Origin of the sequence: Nocardia sp. SSK8 (assembly GCF_037034205.1) — a bacterium.
Lineage (GTDB): Bacteria > Actinomycetota > Actinomycetes > Mycobacteriales > Mycobacteriaceae > Nocardia.
The window spans coordinates 58775-75359 of the sequence record NZ_JBAGKD010000007.1 but is presented as its reverse complement, the minus strand read 5'-3'; the positions used below and the strand labels follow the sequence as shown (position 1 = coordinate 75359).

Genomic DNA, 16585 nt, shown 5'->3' with positions numbered 1-16585 from the left:
ACCGCCAGCCGAGTACAGTTGCGAGGATTTCAGCTGAACCTACTCGTAGGTAACATTCGGCTGCCCGTTGTTCCCAGGCTCGAAGCCAGCACGAAAAGGAAGTCTGACTAGTGGAGACAACGCACAACGTGGGCGAGGAATCGCCACGCGGAGCGCGTGTCGGAGTCGTTCGCGAGTCCGGCCCGGGTGAGCGGCGAGTCGCAGTGGTGCCCAAGATCATCCCCGCCCTGTCCAAGCAGGGTGTCGAGGTGGTCGTGGAAGCCGGTGCGGGCCTCGGCGCGCTCATTCCCGACGCGGCCTACGTAGAGGCAGGCGCGACCATCGGCGATCCGTGGTCGGCCGAAGTCGTGGTCAAGGTCGCCCCGCCCAGTGATGCCGAGGTGGCCAAGCTGAGCTCCGGGCAGACGCTGATCGGATTCCTCGCGCCGCGCAACGCCGACAATCAGATCGGCGCCCTCAAGGCCGCGGGCGTGCAGGCCTTCGCCGTCGAGGCGATCCCGCGTATCTCGCGGGCCCAGGTGATGGACGCGCTGTCCTCCCAGGCCAACGTGGCGGGCTACAAGGCCGTGCTGCTCGCCGCCGCGGAGTCGACCCGCTTCTTCCCGATGCTCACCACCGCCGCGGGCACCGTGAAGCCCGCGACCGTGCTGGTGCTCGGCGTGGGTGTCGCCGGTCTGCAGGCGCTGGCCACGGCCAAGCGTCTCGGTGGCCGCACCACCGGCTACGACGTGCGTCCCGAGGTCGCCGACCAGGTGCGCTCGGTCGGCGCCCAGTGGCTCGACCTGGGCATCGACGCCGCCGGTGAGGGTGGCTACGCCCGCGAGCTCACCGACGACGAGAAGGCCCAGCAGCAGAAGGCCCTCGAAGACGCCATCAAGGGCTTCGACGTGGTCATCACCACCGCGCTGGTGCCGGGCCGTCCCGCGCCGCGCCTGGTCACCGCCGCCGCTGTCGAGGGCATGAAGCCCGGCAGCGTGATCGTCGACCTGGCCGGGGAGACCGGCGGTAACTGCGAGCTCACCGAGCCCGGCGAGATCGTGGTCAAGCACGAGGTGACCATCGCCTCGCCGCTGAACCTGCCCGCCACCATGCCCGAGCACGCCAGCGAGCTGTACTCCAAGAACATCTCGGCGCTGCTGGAACTGATGCTGGTCGACGGCAAGCTCGCGCCCGATTTCGAGGATCAGGTGCTCGCCGATTCCTGTGTCACCCGTGAGGTGGAAGCCTGATGTACACCGAACTTCTCGCCAATATCGCGATCCTGGTTTTGTCCGGGTTCGTCGGTTTCGCGGTCATCTCCAAGGTGCCCAACACCCTGCACACCCCGCTGATGTCGGGCACCAACGCCATCCACGGCATCGTGGTGCTCGGGGCGCTGGTGACGCTGGGCAATGTCAAGGACCCGTCGCTGCTGGTGCAGGTCATCCTGTTCGTCGCCGTGGTGTTCGGAACCCTGAACGTCATCGGTGGCTTCGTGGTCACCGACCGCATGCTCGGCATGTTCAAGGGTAAGAAGAAGGCGGCCGAGTGATGCACGCAGTCGACAACATGACCTACCTGGTCAACGGCCTCTACATCGTGGCCTTCTCCATGTTCATCTACGGTCTGATGGGCCTGACCGGCCCGAAGACCGCGGTGCGCGGTAACCAGATCGCCGCCGTCGGTATGGCGCTGGCGGTCGTCGCGACGCTGATCTCCATCCGGCACGCGGACATGCTGAACTGGATCCTCATCGGCGCCGGTCTGGTCGTCGGTGTGGCGCTGGGTGTGCCGCCCGCCGTGCGTACCAAGATGACCGAGATGCCCCAGCTGGTCGCCGCGTTCAACGGCGTCGGCGGTGGCACGGTCGCGCTCATCGCGTGGGCCGAGTTCATCGACAGCTCCGGCTTCTCGGCGCTGCACGAAGAGCCGAGCATCCACATCATCATCGGCTCGCTGTTCGCCGCGGTGATCGGTTCGATCTCCTTCTGGGGCTCGATCATCGCCTTCGCCAAGCTGCAGGAGATCCTGTCCGGCAAGCCGATCGGCATCGGCAAGCTGCAGCAGCCGCTGAACCTGCTGCTGCTGGTCGGCGCGGTCGCGTGCGCCGTGGTGATCGGCCTCGGCGCCGACAACGGTGGCGTCTCGCAGCTGTGGATGATCGCGCTGCTCGTGCTCGCCGGTGTGCTCGGCCTGATGGTCGTGCTGCCGATCGGTGGCGCGGACATGCCGGTCGTCATCTCGCTGCTCAACGCGCTGACCGGTCTGTCGGCCGCGGCCGCTGGTCTGGCGCTGAACAACACCGCGATGATCGTCGCGGGCATGATCGTCGGCGCGTCCGGCACCATCCTCACCAACCTCATGGCCAAGGCCATGAACCGGTCCATCCCGGCCATCGTCGCCGGTGGTTTCGGTGGCGGTGGCGGTGCGGCCGCGAGCGGCGGCGGCGAGGCCAAGTCGGCCAAGGCCACCTCGGCGGCCGACGCCGCGATCCAGATGGCCTACGCCAACCAGGTCATCGTGGTGCCCGGCTACGGTATGGCCGTGGCCCAGGCCCAGCACGCGGTCAAGGAGATGGCGTCCCTGCTCGAGGGCAAGGGTGTCGAGGTCAAGTACGCGATCCACCCGGTCGCCGGTCGTATGCCCGGCCACATGAACGTGCTGCTGGCCGAGGCCGAGGTGTCCTACGACGCCATGAAGGAAATGGACGACATCAACGGCGAGTTCAACCGGACCGACGTGGTCCTGGTGATCGGCGCCAACGACGTCACCAACCCCGCGGCCCGTGAGGACAAGTCGAGCCCGATCTACGGCATGCCCGTCCTCAATGTCGACCAGGCCAAGAACGTCATCGTGCTCAAGCGCTCGATGAACTCCGGCTTCGCCGGCATCGACAACCCGCTGTTCTACGCCGACCACACCTCCATGCTGTTCGGCGACGCCAAGAAGTCCGTCGGTGCGGTCACCGAGGAACTGAAGGCGCTGTAACTCACGCGGTAACGCACGCGGGCCCCGTTGTTCTCCGGAACGGCGGGGCCCGTTTTGTTGTGTCGGGGGCCGTTCGGGTGGTTGTGTCGCACGCCACATCTCCGTTACTCTGCGATTGAGACGGAGCCGTCTCAATCGAACGGCCGGGAAACCGGTGTGCTGAACGGAGTTCTCGACGATGAGGTCACTCACCCGCCGGGCGTGCGCGCTGTCGGTTGTCGTGCTGGTCGCCGCGCTCGTTTCCGGACTGTCGAACGCGCGGGCCGAGGACATCGCCCCCGGCACCACCGCGCAGAGCGTGTTCGATCAGCCCGGCCCGCACCCCGTCGCGACCCCCGTGGTCACCAACCCCTGCCAGGAATCGGTCGCCGGGATGATCGCGCACCTCACCGTGCACCTGTTCGGCAATCGCGACGACGCGCGCTGCACCCAGGCCTTTCCCTACGGACTGCAGTCGCCGGTCGGTGTGAACACCTACTACCCGGCCGATATCGCCGAACTGGACAAGGTGCCGCTGATCCTGTTCGAGGGCGGGATCACCGCCAACCCCGGCATGTACGACACCCTGGCCCGGCAGTGGGCGAGCCACGGATTCGTCGTCGTGATCGCCTACGACTTCGTCAACTCGCTGGCCTACCTGCCCGCCGCGGGCCTGGCCGCCGCGATTGTCCAGCATCGCGATCCCGGCTCGCCGCTGTTCGGCAAGGTCGATCTGAGCCGCACGGTGCTGGGTGGGCATTCCGCGGGTGGCGGCGCTTCCTTGCAGGCCGCGGCGCTGTTCCCGCCGATCGCCGAGGTGATCGATCCGGAATTCGCGGTGATCGGGGTGCTGGCGATCGAACCGGGTCCGGTCGGGGTCGGTGCCCTCATCGGCGTGCCGACGCTGTTCCTCACCGGCTACAACGATTTCGTCGTCCCCGACTTCGCCTGGGTGCGCTGGTGGCAGTACAACCTGACCTTCCACGCCCCGGCCTGGATCGCCAATGCCCGTGGGGTGACCCATTTCTCGCCGGTGGACGGCCCCGGTGCCTACCGGTCGTCCGGAACCGCGGTGGCGTGGCTGAAGTATGTCGCTTTCGGTGACGAGACCGCGCGCCGCTTCTTCGTCGGCCCCGACTGGCTGCTGAGATCCGACCCGACCTATTACAGCGTCGAGCGCAATCCGCAGGCCGACGCCCTGCGATGACCCACCGCATCCCGAGTACCCGAAAGCGAATAACGATGGCTCGCCGCCTCTGCTGGATCACCACTATCGCCGCTGTCGCGATCACCGTCGCGGCCCCGATCGCCACCTCGGCACCGGGCGGTGAAACGCGCTGTGCCGAGCCGGTATCCGGGCAGCCATTGCCACGCGCGAGCGCCGCCGACGTGGACATGGACGCGGCGGCACTGGACGACGCGCTCGACTTCGGCACGCGCGCGGGTGGAATCGCGGTCCAGGTCTATCGGCACGGCTGCCTGGTCGGCGACCGGACCCCGACGGGGAACGCGCCGCTGCCGCTGGCCAGTGCCACCAAGGGCGTCACCGCGGCGGTGATCGGCCGTGCGGTGACCCTGGGCCTGCTGAGCGTGGACGACGCGCTCGGGAGGTTCTTCCCACAGGCCGATCCCGTGCACGCGAATCTCACTGTGCGCCAGGTGCTGACCCAGACGACGGGGCTGCATTTCAGCTGGCCCGCCGACCTCGCCGGACTCCAGACCGACGCCGTCGCGCAAACCCTCGCCGCGCCCGCCGAGTTCGCGCCCGGCAGCACCTTCCAGTACGCGCAGAACACCCCGATGTTGCTGGCGAAGATCATCGAGATCGCCGCGGGCGCCGACTTCCAGGACTTCGCCCAGCGGGAACTGTTCGCGCCCTTGGGGATCGACCGCGCGCACTGGGTTTGGTTGCGCGATCGCAGCGGCAATACCGCCGTCAACGGTGGGCTGGCCATGCGTCCCGACGACCTCGCCCGACTCGGCAGGTTACTGCTGCAGGAGGGACGCTGGGGCGGCGACCAGCTCATCGCCGCCGACTACCTGCGTCAGGCGACCACCGGCACCGCCGCCAATCCGGGCTACGGCTTCCTGACCTGGCTCAATTCCGGTGACACCTACCGGGGCACCGAGGTACCCACCGCGACGTTCTACGACCGCCCCCAGTTCCCCGGTTCCCCGCGCGACATGTACTCCTATGAGGGCGCGCTCGGCCAGTTCCTGACCGTCGTGCCGAGCCGCGACCTGGTGATCGTGCGTCTCGGCATCCCGCTGCGGGCCGACCTGGACAACCCGGTCGCCATGCTCACCGGCAGCGGCAATCCGGACAACAAGGAGCTGTTCCAGCGCGTTGTCCGGGCGGTGGCCGATGTCCCGGCCGAGACCTATGTCGACCCGCTCGGCCTCGACCATCCACCGTTGTCGATCCGCACCCCGGACGACCTCGCCCGGCTGGCCGACCCAGGCACCGCCGCCGCGATCTTGCTCGGCGTCGGCCCCTACGGCTCGACCGGCTGCGACATCCTGTGGTGCGACGGCAGTTTCGTCGCCGTCGACGTCTTCCGTCTCGTCCTCGATATCGGCGGGCAGGTGGCGGCCGCGGTACGCGCGCTCGGCGACACTCCGCGCTGAACCGCTCGGAACAGCCGGTGGGCTGCCTTGCGGTGGATCGAGACGGGTCTTAGAATTGGCGCCAGTGACGTCAATGGCGCCAATAGCGCCACTTGTAGAGTGGGTGATCTCCCGTGGCCCGATTGACTGTTCGTGACCTACCCGATGATGTGCGCGACCGGCTGCGTCTGCGTGCGGCGGCGAACGGGCGCAGTACCGAAGCCGAAGTCCGGGCGATTCTGACCGATGCTGTCACTCCTGAACCCGACGAGAACATCAAGCTCGGTTCGCTGCTGGCCGAGATCGGTCGCGAGTTCGAGCTGACCGACGACGAGTACGACCTGATCAACGATCGTGACCGTGCACCTGCCGAGCCACTGGAGTTCGAGTAGTGATCGTCCTGGATACCAATGTCATCTCCGAAACGATGCGCAAGGCCCCTGATGCGCGGGTGATCGCGTGGCTGGACGCCACCCCGTTCCGCACGCTCTACCTCTCGACCATCACCGTCGCCGAGATCCGCTACGGACTGGCGGCCATGCCCGACGGAGCTCGGCGGGACCGGATGCGGGAACGCTTCGAGACCCGGATCATGCCGCTGTTCGCCGGTCGTGTGCTGCCGTTCGGCCTAGCCGACGCCGCGGCGTATGCCGACCTCATGGCGACTGCCCGCGCCGCGGGAATAGCCATCGGCAGGTCCGACGGGTACATCGCCGCCACGGCGAAAGCCGCCGGAATGAGCGTGGCGACGCGCGACTCGGCCTTCCGCGCTACCGGGGTCACCGTCATCGACCCGTGGGAATGATCCGCGCGATCTGACCCCCGGAAACGCGGATCACCCCGCCCGCCGGGGTTCGGCGGACGGGGTGAGGGGTGGCGGGTGGGTCAGGACTCAGCCGCCGGGGGGATCACTTGAAGCGCTGGGACAGGAGGTCCAGGGTGGCCATGGCCTCGCGGTAGTCGGGGCGCTTGGCGGTGGCGGGGAGCTCGTAGAGCTGGCCCTTCTGGAAGGCGGGGAGCATGGCCAGGGCCGGGTCCTGCTTCAGCTGGGCGATGTCGCGGCCGCCGTCGAGCTTGATGACGAACAGCACGGGGGCGTCGACGACGGTGCTCAGGAGTTCGGGGCTGAAGGTGACCCAGTCACCGGCCTGGGCGCGTTCCGGGTTGCCCGCCTTGGCCTCGATCTTGTCGTCGATGGTGATGCCGACGTCGGTGAGCAGGTTGGCCAGCGGGGTCTCGGGGGCCAGCAGGATGGGCTTGCCGTCGGCCTGGGACTGGTAGACCGCCGCCGCGCCCTGCGGCAGCTTCAGTCCCGCCTTCACTTGCGCGACCTTGGTGGTGTACGCCGAGATCATGCCGTCCACCTTGTCGGGACGGTTCACGTAGTTCGCGACCGACTTCAGCTGGTCCTGCCAGTTGGCGGCGTCGGAGGGCACCAGGGCGGTGGGGGCGACGGCGGCGAGCTTGTCGTAGTTCTTGATGGTCTGCTGACCGGGCCAGCCGGGTCCGCCACCGATGATCAGGTCCGGCTTCTGGGCGGCGATGAACTCCAGGTTCAGGTCGTCACCGGAGGGCACGGCCACGGTGCCCTGTTCCTTGGCGTCCGCGGCCCAGGCGGCCGGGAACTCGCCAGGCTCCAGGGTGACGCCCAGGATGCGCGGATCCGCGGCGGTCACCTTGGCGTCGAGGTCGTAGAGGTATCCGGCGAGGGCGCCGTTGAGGACCACGATGCGCTGCGGGTCGGCCGGGACGGTGACCTGGCCCTTGGGGGTGTCCACCTGGCGGGTGCCGGAGCTTGCGGCCTCGTCGGAGGTGGAGCTGCTGCAGCCCACGGCCGTCGCGGTTACCGCGACGATCAGGAGTGCGGCGGCGGCACGCATGCGTGCCGTCATTCGGTGCGCTGACATGGGAGTTGTTTCCTTCTTTCTATCCAGGTGGAAAGTTCAGGTGCGGATCGCGGGATCCGCGTCGATGAGCGCGGCGACCTCGATCCAGCCGGTCGGCATCGCGATCTCGTTGTGGGTGTAGGGCAGTCGCCGGATCACCAGCCGTGCGCCCGCGGCCTGCCAGCCGGTGAGCTGGGCGTGCACGCGTTCGGGTTCCAGGCCGTTGTCCGCGCAGTAGAGCGCCATTTCGCCGCTGTAGCTGGGGGATTCGGACTTGGTGACCATGCGCAGCAGCTCGGTCGCGGCATGCACCACCACCGCCGCCAATTCGGCCGGGTACTCGCCGATTTCGGGCACGAGCGCTGCCATGCCGGAGGGGTCGGCCAGGGTCGCGGCGGCCCGCTCGGTCAGGTTCGACAGCGGATGCGAGTCGAGCAGACCCACATAGGCCACCTGTTCGCCCTCGGCCTCCAGGATGGCGGCCATCGCGTGGGCGATATTGCCGCCGAGGGAGTAGCCGAGCAGGTGGTAGGGGCCGTGCGGCTGGATGCGGCGCACCTGGTCGAGGTAGAAGCGGGCCAGGTCGTCGAGGGTGGGGGTCTGCTTGTCCGGCTCGGTGAGCTGGGGCATTTGCAGCCCGATGATCGGGCGGTCGGCGCGCAGCAGGCGAGCGAGCGGCGCGTATTTCCAGGCGGTGCCGCCGATCTGGTGGATGCAGAACAGCGGCGCTACCGTGCCCTCGGCCCGCAGGTCCAGTACCGGATCGAGGCGGCTGCCCAGGCTGGCCAGGCCCTCGGTCGGTCGCTGCGCGTCGGGGTCGACCGCGCCGATGCGGGCGGCGAGCGCGCGCGGGGTGGGCGCGGAGAAGACGTCATCGAGGACGACCGGCAGCTCGGCCCTGGTCAGCCGCCCGACCAGGCGGACCGCCAGCAGCGAGTGGCCGCCCTGCTCGAAGAAGTCGTCGTCGGTGCCGACGGTGTCGATCGACAGCACCGCGGCCATGGCCTGGCGGATCGTGCCGAGCAGGCCGTCCGGCGCGGGATCGGCGGTCACCGCCCCGCTCCGGTGGCTCGGCGCACCGGTCTTCGGCCACGTCGCGCTGCCTACCGACGCCGTGGCGCGGGCATCGGCGGATTTCCGCACGGACGGAACGGATTCCGGTACGGGCAGGTCCTGGCGGGCGATCTTCTCCGTCGCGGTGCGCGGAATGTGGTCCAGGACCAGGAACGCCGACGGGATCATGTACGCGGGCAGTGCCTTTCGCAGCTGCTCACGAACCGTGTCGGTGTCGAGCACGACGCCGGAGCGGGCGATGAGATAGGCGACCAGACGCTGGTCACCCGGGGTGTCCTCGCGCAACAGCACGACCGCCTGGGCGACACCGTCGCACCCGAGCAGAGCCGATTCGATATCGCCGAGTTCGACGCGCTGGCCGCGCAGCTTCACCTGACTGTCGGTGCGGCCGACGTATTCCAGCTCGCCCCGCGGGTTGCGTTTCACCAGATCACCGGTGCGGTACATGCGCACCCCGGACCCGTCCGGGTCGGCGACGAAGGCGGCCGCGCTCTGGCCGGGACGGGCGAGGTACCCGCGTGCCAGCCGGACACCGGTCATGTACAGCTCGCCGATGGTGCCGTCGGGGACCGGACGTAGCTGGTCGTCGAGGATGCGCACGGCGTCGGCGGGGGCGCCGACCGGCACCGAGGTGGTGTCGGCGTCGACGGTCTCGTGGAAGGTGAAGCCGATGGCGGCCTCGGTGGGGCCGTAGAAGTTGTAGACCGCCGTCCCGGTGAGCTCGCGCATCCGGTGCGCGGTCGCGGGCGGCAGTACCTCGCCGCCGGTGAGGACGCAGCGCAGGTCGGCGCAGCCTGACAGATCGGCCTCTTCGGCGAGCACGGTGAGCATGGAGGTGGTCATCCACAGTGCGGTCACCCGCTCGGTGCTCATGAGTTGTGCCTGGTAGTAGGGGTCGCGGTGGCCACCGGGCCGGGTCAGCACGATCCGGGCGCCCACGTGCAGGGGCAGGAACATCTCCATGAGCGAGGCGTCGAAGATCGGCGGCGTGCGGTAGAGCATGGTGTCGCCGGGGCCGAACCGGACCTCGCGGTGCAGCCAGGTGAAGGTGGAGATGATGGCCGCGTGCGACAGGCTCACGCCCTTGGGCACCCCGGTCGAGCCGGAGGTGAACAGCAGGCAGGCGGTATTGGCCGGGCGCAGCGGGGCCAGGCGGTCGGCGTCGGTGAGCGGTGCGTCGTCGAAGCCGCTGAGGTCGGCTTCGTCCAGCGAGTGCAGGACCAGGGCGGGGGCCGCCGTGTCGAGGATCTGCGCCACGCGCTGCGCGGGCTGTTCCGGGTCGATCGGCAGGTAGGCGCCACCGGCGCGGCAGATGGCGTGTGCGGTGACGACCGAGTCGATGGTGCGCGGCATGGCCACGGCCACCACGGTTTCCGGGCCGACGCCCTGCCCGATCAGCCAGCGGGCCACGCGATTCGCGCGAGCCTCGAAGTCCCCGAAGTCGATGGTGACGCCCTCGGCGGTGATGGCGGGGAAGGTCGGGTCGACGGGGATGCCCCAGACGGCGAGGGTGTCACCTCGCGGATCCAGCTGATCGACGACGGGCCGCGCACGTGCCGTCATCGATGCCGTGGTGACGGCCGGTGTAGCGGCGCTGGTGGCCGTTGTGGTGGCGGACGTCGGTGTGCCGGGTGAGCTGGTCGCGCCGGTTGTGGTCGCGGCGGGTCGTCCGGTCGCGAGGGTGGTGGTCGCGCCCGTCGACCTGATGGACGCGGTCGCGACGGTCCCGGGAGGGGAGAATGGCTCGAAGAGCGGTGTGGGCAAGGGGTTTTCGGTGGTGATCGCGCGCAGGATCGTGGTGATCCGGTCGGAGATGCGGGTGAGGGTGGTGTCGTGGACGGCGGCGCGGTCGTACCAGATCACCAGGGTGAGGTGGTCGCCCGGTGGGGCGATCAAGGTGAGGGGGTAATGGGTGTTGCCGTGGTTGTGGAATTCGCCGCGGCGGAGTTCGTGCGAATCCGGTTGGCCGGTACCGGCATTGGGGAAGTTCTCGAAGGCGACCAGGGTGTCGAAGAGGGTGCCCAGGCCCGCGATGCGTTCGATCTCGGCCAGTCCGGCGTAGTCGAATTCCTGCATGGCGAACTGGTGTTCCTGGAGTTCGGCCAGTTGCTCGAGCAGGGCACGCTCGGGGTCGAAGGCGCAGCGCACGGGCACGGTGTTGGCGAACAGGCCGACCATGCCCGCCACACCGGGCAGTTCGGCGGGGCGGCCGGAGACGGTGGCGCCGAAGACGACATCGGTGTGGCCGGTGAGGGCGGCGAGCACCAGCGCCCAGGTGCCCTGGACCAGGGTGTTCAGTGTCAGGCCGCGGCGGCGGCCGAGTTCGGCCAGCGCGGTGGACAGCTCCGTGGGCAGCGGCACCTCCCACTGCCGGAACTCGCGGGCGAGGCGAGTGTCGGTGCGTACCAGCGTCGGTGCGGTGAGTCCGGCCAGCCGCTGAGACCAGGCCGTGCGGACGGCCGCGCGGTCGCGGGTGCCGATCCAGGCGAGGTAGTCGCGGTAGGAGGCAGGGGAGGGCAGGTCGTCGCCGTGGTAGGTGGCGAGGACCTCGCGCAGCACGATCGGGGTGGACCAGCCGTCGATCACCAGGTGGTGGGTGTTGAGCACCAGGCGGTGCGCGTCATCGGGCATGCGGATCAGGGTGGCGCGCAGCATCGGGGAGCGGTCGACCGCGAAGCGGTGCCGGGTGGCCTCGGTTTCCAGCCGGTCGGCGGCGGCTTGCGCGATGCGCGGTGGCAGTCCGGAGAGGTCGACCTCCCGCCACGGCATCCCGACCGCGCGGGGCACTGCCTGCACCGGCTGGTCCAGGCCCGCGTAGTGGAAGGCCGCTGCCATGGTGGGGTGCCGACCGATGACGGTGTCGAAGGCGGCCGACAGGCGGGGGCCGTCGAGCGGTCCGTGCAGGTCGACGCGGGCGCTCAGGGTGTAGACATCGTCGGCGCCGTCACGAATCGCGTGGAACAGCAGGCCTTCCTGCAAGGGTGAGAGCGGAAGGAGTTCGGCCAGCGGGCCGTGGGTGGCCTCGAGGGCGTCGACCGTCTCCTGGGTGACCGACAGTCCGGCGCAGTCCGACGGGGTGAGCCCGCCGGGGAACAGCTGCGCGTGGGCGGCGAAGGCCTCGAGCGCGAACTCGAAGTGGCGCTGGATCTGTGCGACCTGGTGCGCGCCGAGAACCCGGCTCGCGGCGGTCCACTCGACGGCGAGCCGGGGTGCCTGCGTGGCGGATTCGTGCACGAAGACATTGAGCGCCAACACCTCGGTGAGCGCTTTGCTCTGTGGCTCGCTCACCGCGAACGCGTCGTGTTCGGGCAGGCTCCAGCCCGCCGCGCCGCCGCCACCGAAGCGGCCGAGATAGTTGAGCAGCACTTCCGGGGCGCGGCGGTCGGCGAAGCGTGGCGCGGTCTCCGGATCGAGTCTGCGCAGCACGCCGTAGCCCACACCGTTACCGGGGACCGCCCGCTTGGCTTCCTTGACCGCGCGCAGCAGCCGTCCGGCGGCGGCGCCACCGGCCAGTGCCTCGGCGAGCCCGTCCGGGTCGGCGATGCCGGTCGCCGGGGTCCACACCGGGAACTCGCTGGTGAACCAGCCGATCGTCCCCGCGAAATCGGTGTCGGCGCGCAGGGCCTCGCGTCCGTGCCCTTCGACGGCGACCGGCCTGCCCGCTTCGAGGGCCTCGCCGCGTTCGTGCCGCCACGCATTGAGCGCCAGCATGAGCGCCGCCAGCAGGACGTCGTCGGTCTTGGCCCGATAGGCGGCGGGCAGGGTGGTCAGCAGCGCTTCGGAGATCTCCGGTGCCGCGTAAGTCCTTGTCTGCTCGGCACTCTCGACCAGATCGACGCCGTGGTCGAGCAGTCGACCACCGAGCGTGGGGACAGTACTGTCCCCGAGCGCGCGCTCCCAGTGCGCCAGCTCCGCGCGATGGTCACCCGCCGCACCGGATTCGGCGAGCAGGGTCGCGTAACGCCGCCACGAACTCCCCTTCGCCGCCAGCCGGGCCGGTCGTCCCTCCCGCGCCGCCACACACGCCTCATACAGCTCGGGCACCAGGATGCGCCACGAAACACCATCCACCACCAGGTGATTGGCAACCAGCACCAGCTGGTCGGGCTGGCCCGGCCCGGTGCGCACCAGCGCGGCGCGAATCACGACACCGGCAGCGGGGTCCAGCTTCGCCACGAGCCCGTCCGCGACCGACCTGATCGCGCTCTCGGTTGTTCCTGCGGGTACCCGCGCCGATTCGGCGGCCGACGTATCGGTGAGACGCGGTGCCGGTTCGTCGTCCGCGCGGCGCGACGCAGCGTCGGGTCTGGTCGCCTCGCCCTGAGTGTTCAGCGAATCCCCTGTGCCGGTATCAGTCTCGGTCGGCAAGTCGGACCGATCGCGCGCGGAGCTACCGGTGGTGACCACGTCGCGCGCATTCGGTTCGGCGGAATCGATCTCACGCACCAAGTCGGCGGCGCGGACGGTGCCGACGCCCGCTACTTCCAGCCTGTCCGATTCGTCGAGAACCAGGCGCAAGGCGTCGTGGCGGTCGAGGAGGGTTTGCAGGCCGGTGGTGAGGTGGTCGAGGGTGAGGTCCTCGTGCAGGGTGAGGGCGGTCCACTGGGCGTAACCGGCCACGGCCGCGCGGTCCGGGTTCGCGGCGAGCAGGGCGGCGACCATGGGTGGGGTGGGGACGGGGCCGGTGGCCTCGTCCGGTGCCGGGGTGCCGGTCTGCTGGTCGGCCGGTTGGGCAGCGGCGGCGATGGTGGCCAGATCGCGCTGGGCCAGCAGGGTTTTGGGCTGGACGTCCCAGCCGAGGGCACGCAGGCGGCTGCTCACGCCGATGGCGGTGATGCTGTCGCCGCCGAGGCCGAAGAAGTCGTCGGTGGCGCTGACCTGGGCCACGCCGAGGACGTCGGCGACCACGCCGCACAGGGCGCGTTCCTGCTCGGTGCGGGGTGGCCGTCCGGTGGAGGTGAGCTGGGGGGCGGGCAGGGCCGCGCGGTCGAGTTTGCCGTTCACCGTGGTCGGCAGCGCGTCGAGGACCACCAGGGCCGAGGGCACCAGGTGGTCGGGGACCAGGGTGGTCAGGCGGTGCCGCAGCTGGTCGGCGTCGAGGGTGCGGCCCGCCTCGGGGACCAGGTAGCCGACCAGGCGGGTGCTGTCGCCGGACTTGCGGATGGTGGCGGCCGCGGCGGCCACGCCGGGCAGCGCGCCGAGCGAGGCCTCGACCTCGCCGAGTTCCACGCGATAGCCGCGCACCTTGATCTGCTGGTCAGCGCGCCCGAGGTAGTCGTAGCCGTGGCCGGGCAGCCAGCGCGCCCGGTCGCCGGTGCGGTACATGCGCTCGCCCGCCGCGAACGGGTCGGCGACGAACCGGTCCGCCGTCACCGCGACGCGACCGAGGTAACCGCGCGCCAATTGCGGTCCGGCCAAGTAGAGTTCGCCGATCTCGCCGTCGGGCACGAGTTGCAGCGCGCCGTCGAGGAGGTAGGCGCGGGTGCCGTCGAGCGGCCCGCCGACGTGCGGAAGCGCCCCGGTCACCGGCGCGCTGAGCGCGTCCACGGTGGCCTCGGTGGGGCCGTACATATTGCGCGCCGCCACCCCCGAATCGACGATGAGCGACCACAGCGCGGGCGGGGTCGCCTCGCCACCGAGCAGCAGCAGTTCCGGGCGGTGCGCGGCACCGAGCAGACCGTTGTCGATCAGCGCGGTCGCCATCGACGGCGTGGTATCGACGACATCGATGCGGTCGGCGACGAGCGCGGCGATCTGCGCGGCCGCGTCCTTCTGGATCTCGGTGTCGTACAGGTGAACCCGATGCCCGCACCACAGCCACAGCAGCTGATCCAGTGCCGCGTCGAACGCGAACGAATAGGTGTGCGCGACATGCAACTGCCGCCCACCCGCGCGCTCGGCGGTCTGGGCGTACACGGTCGACCGGTGGTGATGCAGGAGCTGAGCCATTGCCCCGCACGAGATCTGCACGCCCTTGGGCTTGCCGGTGGAACCGGAGGTGTAGACGACATAGGCCAGGTGCGCGTCCGCACGCGGCGCGGCGAGCTCGTCGGTGGTCAGTGGGCCCGCCGCCAGTGCGGCGATCTCCTCGCGAACGGCGCTGTCGGACAGGCGGATCAACACCGCGGTATCCGCGAGGTCGGCACGTGTCGGCGATCCGTCGGCGGACACCGTCTCCGCGGCGTCGGCCAGCGAGACCGACCCCCTGCGATCGGCGAATACCGTGCCCGCCACGGCGTCGTCGGTGAGGATCAGCACCGGTGCGGCGTCGTCGATGATGTCGGCCAGGCGCTGGGCGGGGTGGTTGATGTCGAGGATCAGGTAGGCCGCGCCCGCGTGGCGGATCGCGAGTAGCGCGACGACCAGGTCCACGGTGCGCGGCAGGGCGATGCCGACGATGTCTTCTGGACCGGCGCCACGGGCGCGCAGGTAGCGGGCCAGGCGGTGGACGCGGGCGGCGAGGTCGGCGGCGGTGAGGCGGTGGGCGCCGTCGACGAGCACGATGTCGTCGGGGCGGGCGGCGACCATGCGGTCGAAGACCTCCACCGCGTCCTCGGGGGCGCCGGGCAGGGCGGGGGCGACGCGGTCGGCGCCGATCTCGTTCGGGTACAGGTTGATCGCGCCGAGGGGCTTGTCGACGGCGTCGACCAGGCCGGTGATCAGGGTGACCAGCGCGTCCATCCGGCGGCGCACAGTGTCGGCGTCGAGGGAGCGGGCGTCGACCTCGAATCCGAGCTGGATCCGATCCTCGGACAGCGGGGTCACCGTCAGGCCCAGATCCTCCGGCGGACCACCGGCCACATTGCGCAGCGTGCCGGTGGCGCCGTCGAAGTCGAGGGCGAAGTCGAAGGCCTTGAGATTGATGCCGATGCCGTGCAGCAGCGCGCCGGTCTGGGCGCCGCCGAACTCGCGGGCCAGGTCCTCACCGCGGAAACGCTGGTGCGCGCGCATCTCCCGCAGGGCGTCGGAGACCCGCTTGCCGAGATCGCCGAGGCGGTCCTGGCTGGAGACCGGAATCCGCAGCGGCAGCACATTGACCGCCATGGACGGGGTGGTCAGCGCGGTCTTGCCCACGCGCGCCATCACCGGCAGCGCGATGACCACATCGGTCTCGCCGAGCAGCCGGTGCACGAAGCCCACATACCCGGCGACCAGCACATCGGCCCAGGTGATCCCGGCCGCGGTGGCCGCCTCCTTGATCCGGTCCACCTGCGCGGCGTCGAGCACGGCCCGCACCTCGTGGGTCCGCTCGACCACGCCCTCGGGCGCGCGACCGCGCCCGTCCAGCGGCGGCAGCGGGGTGAGCCGGTCGCGCCAGTAGTCGCGGTCGTGCTGATGGGCTTGGCTGGCCCGGTATTCCAGGTCCTCGGCGACCAGGGTCTCGATCGAACCCCAGCGCAGGCGCGGCACCGCGGCGTCGCGGCGCAGCGCGGTGTAGTGCGCGGCAACCCGGCGCGAGACCATGGCCGCGCTGTAGCCGTCGATGATCAGGTGGTGGTAGAGCTGGATGCACCACACGTCGGTGTCGGTCAGGCGCAGCAGCGTGTAGGTGTAGAGCTGGCGCTCGACCATGGCGCGGCAGTAGGTGGCCGAGCGCTCGCGTTCGGCGGCGACCAGCCGGTGCGCGGCCGCGACCGGGTCGGCCTCGCCGCGCAGATCCACCAGCGGGCGCAGCTCGGGCTCGTGCTCGGTGATCCGCTGCCGCGGCCCGTCGGCGGTCTCGGCGAAACGCAGGCGCATGGTGTCGGTTTCGGCGATGGTGTGCCGGATCGCGGTGTCGAGCAAGTCGACATCGATCGGCGCGGACCCGGCGATCTCGAGCACCTCGCCGACCAGGTAGCTGAGCGAGTCGGGATCGAGGCGTTGGGCGTTCCAGATGCCCAATTGCGCTCCGGTGAGCGGTAATCCGGGATGTTCGGCGCTCACGTCGTCCCGTTCCACCGAGCTCACAGCTACTTCCTCCATCGACGTTCGTCCCCCGTACTCCGGGCGGGCCGGAGCGGGGGTTAGGTTAACCTAAGTTCTTCGGGGTGTGCGGATTGTGGCCCGCGTCACCGGAATCCGGTGACGCG

The 16585-nt window shown here is 70.0% G+C and carries 9 protein-coding genes; 7 read left to right on the top strand and 2 right to left on the bottom strand.

Annotation, left to right across the window (positions count from 1 at the left end; translation table 11 throughout):
* Positions 1 to 110: 110 nt before the first annotated feature.
* The 7 genes from WA675_RS15290 to WA675_RS15260 all read left to right on the top strand — a co-directional run bounded on the left by WA675_RS15290 (position 111) and on the right by WA675_RS15260 (position 6358).
* Positions 111 to 1229 (top strand): Re/Si-specific NAD(P)(+) transhydrogenase subunit alpha, encoded by a 1119-nt coding sequence (locus WA675_RS15290; RefSeq protein ID WP_336085089.1) that lies wholly within the window; start codon positions 111 to 113, stop codon positions 1227 to 1229.
* Positions 1229 to 1531 (top strand): NAD(P) transhydrogenase subunit alpha, encoded by a 303-nt coding sequence (locus WA675_RS15285; RefSeq protein ID WP_056818017.1) that lies wholly within the window; start codon positions 1229 to 1231, stop codon positions 1529 to 1531. The genes WA675_RS15290 and WA675_RS15285 overlap by 1 nt, the downstream gene beginning before the upstream one ends.
* Before the next feature lie 17 nt (positions 1532 to 1548).
* Positions 1549 to 2967 carry an NAD(P)(+) transhydrogenase (Re/Si-specific) subunit beta gene (locus WA675_RS15280; RefSeq protein ID WP_336085460.1) on the top strand — a complete coding sequence of 473 codons (1419 nt, stop codon included), beginning with the start codon at positions 1549 to 1551 and terminating at the stop codon, positions 2965 to 2967.
* 178 nt (positions 2968 to 3145) lie between these two features.
* On the top strand, positions 3146 to 4153 hold the full coding sequence (locus WA675_RS15275) for a poly(ethylene terephthalate) hydrolase family protein (protein ID WP_336085086.1): 1008 nt from the start codon (positions 3146 to 3148) through the stop codon (positions 4151 to 4153).
* A 35-nt stretch (positions 4154 to 4188) separates the two neighbouring features.
* Positions 4189 to 5574: a serine hydrolase domain-containing protein gene (locus WA675_RS15270; RefSeq protein ID WP_336085085.1), complete on the top strand. Its 1386-nt coding sequence runs from the start codon at positions 4189 to 4191 to the stop codon at positions 5572 to 5574.
* Positions 5575 to 5687: 113 nt separating this feature from the next.
* Positions 5688 to 5945: a FitA-like ribbon-helix-helix domain-containing protein gene (locus WA675_RS15265; RefSeq protein ID WP_442945633.1), complete on the top strand. Its 258-nt coding sequence runs from the start codon at positions 5688 to 5690 to the stop codon at positions 5943 to 5945.
* Positions 5945 to 6358, top strand: coding sequence for a type II toxin-antitoxin system VapC family toxin (locus WA675_RS15260; protein WP_336085083.1), 414 nt, complete (start codon positions 5945 to 5947; stop codon positions 6356 to 6358). The genes WA675_RS15265 and WA675_RS15260 overlap by 1 nt, the downstream gene beginning before the upstream one ends.
* A 103-nt stretch (positions 6359 to 6461) precedes the next feature.
* On the opposite strand, the gene WA675_RS15255 is transcribed toward WA675_RS15260, so the two are convergent.
* Together WA675_RS15255 and WA675_RS15250 are read right to left on the bottom strand one after the other, a co-directional pair.
* A complete protein-coding gene (locus WA675_RS15255) occupies positions 6462 to 7460 on the bottom strand; it encodes an ABC transporter substrate-binding protein (protein ID WP_336085081.1) in 999 nt (332 codons plus the stop codon).
* Positions 7461 to 7496: 36 nt separating this feature from the next.
* Positions 7497 to 16463: an amino acid adenylation domain-containing protein gene (locus WA675_RS15250; RefSeq protein WP_336085078.1), complete on the bottom strand. Its 8967-nt coding sequence runs from the start codon at positions 16461 to 16463 to the stop codon at positions 7497 to 7499.
* Positions 16464 to 16585 lie beyond the last annotated feature (122 nt).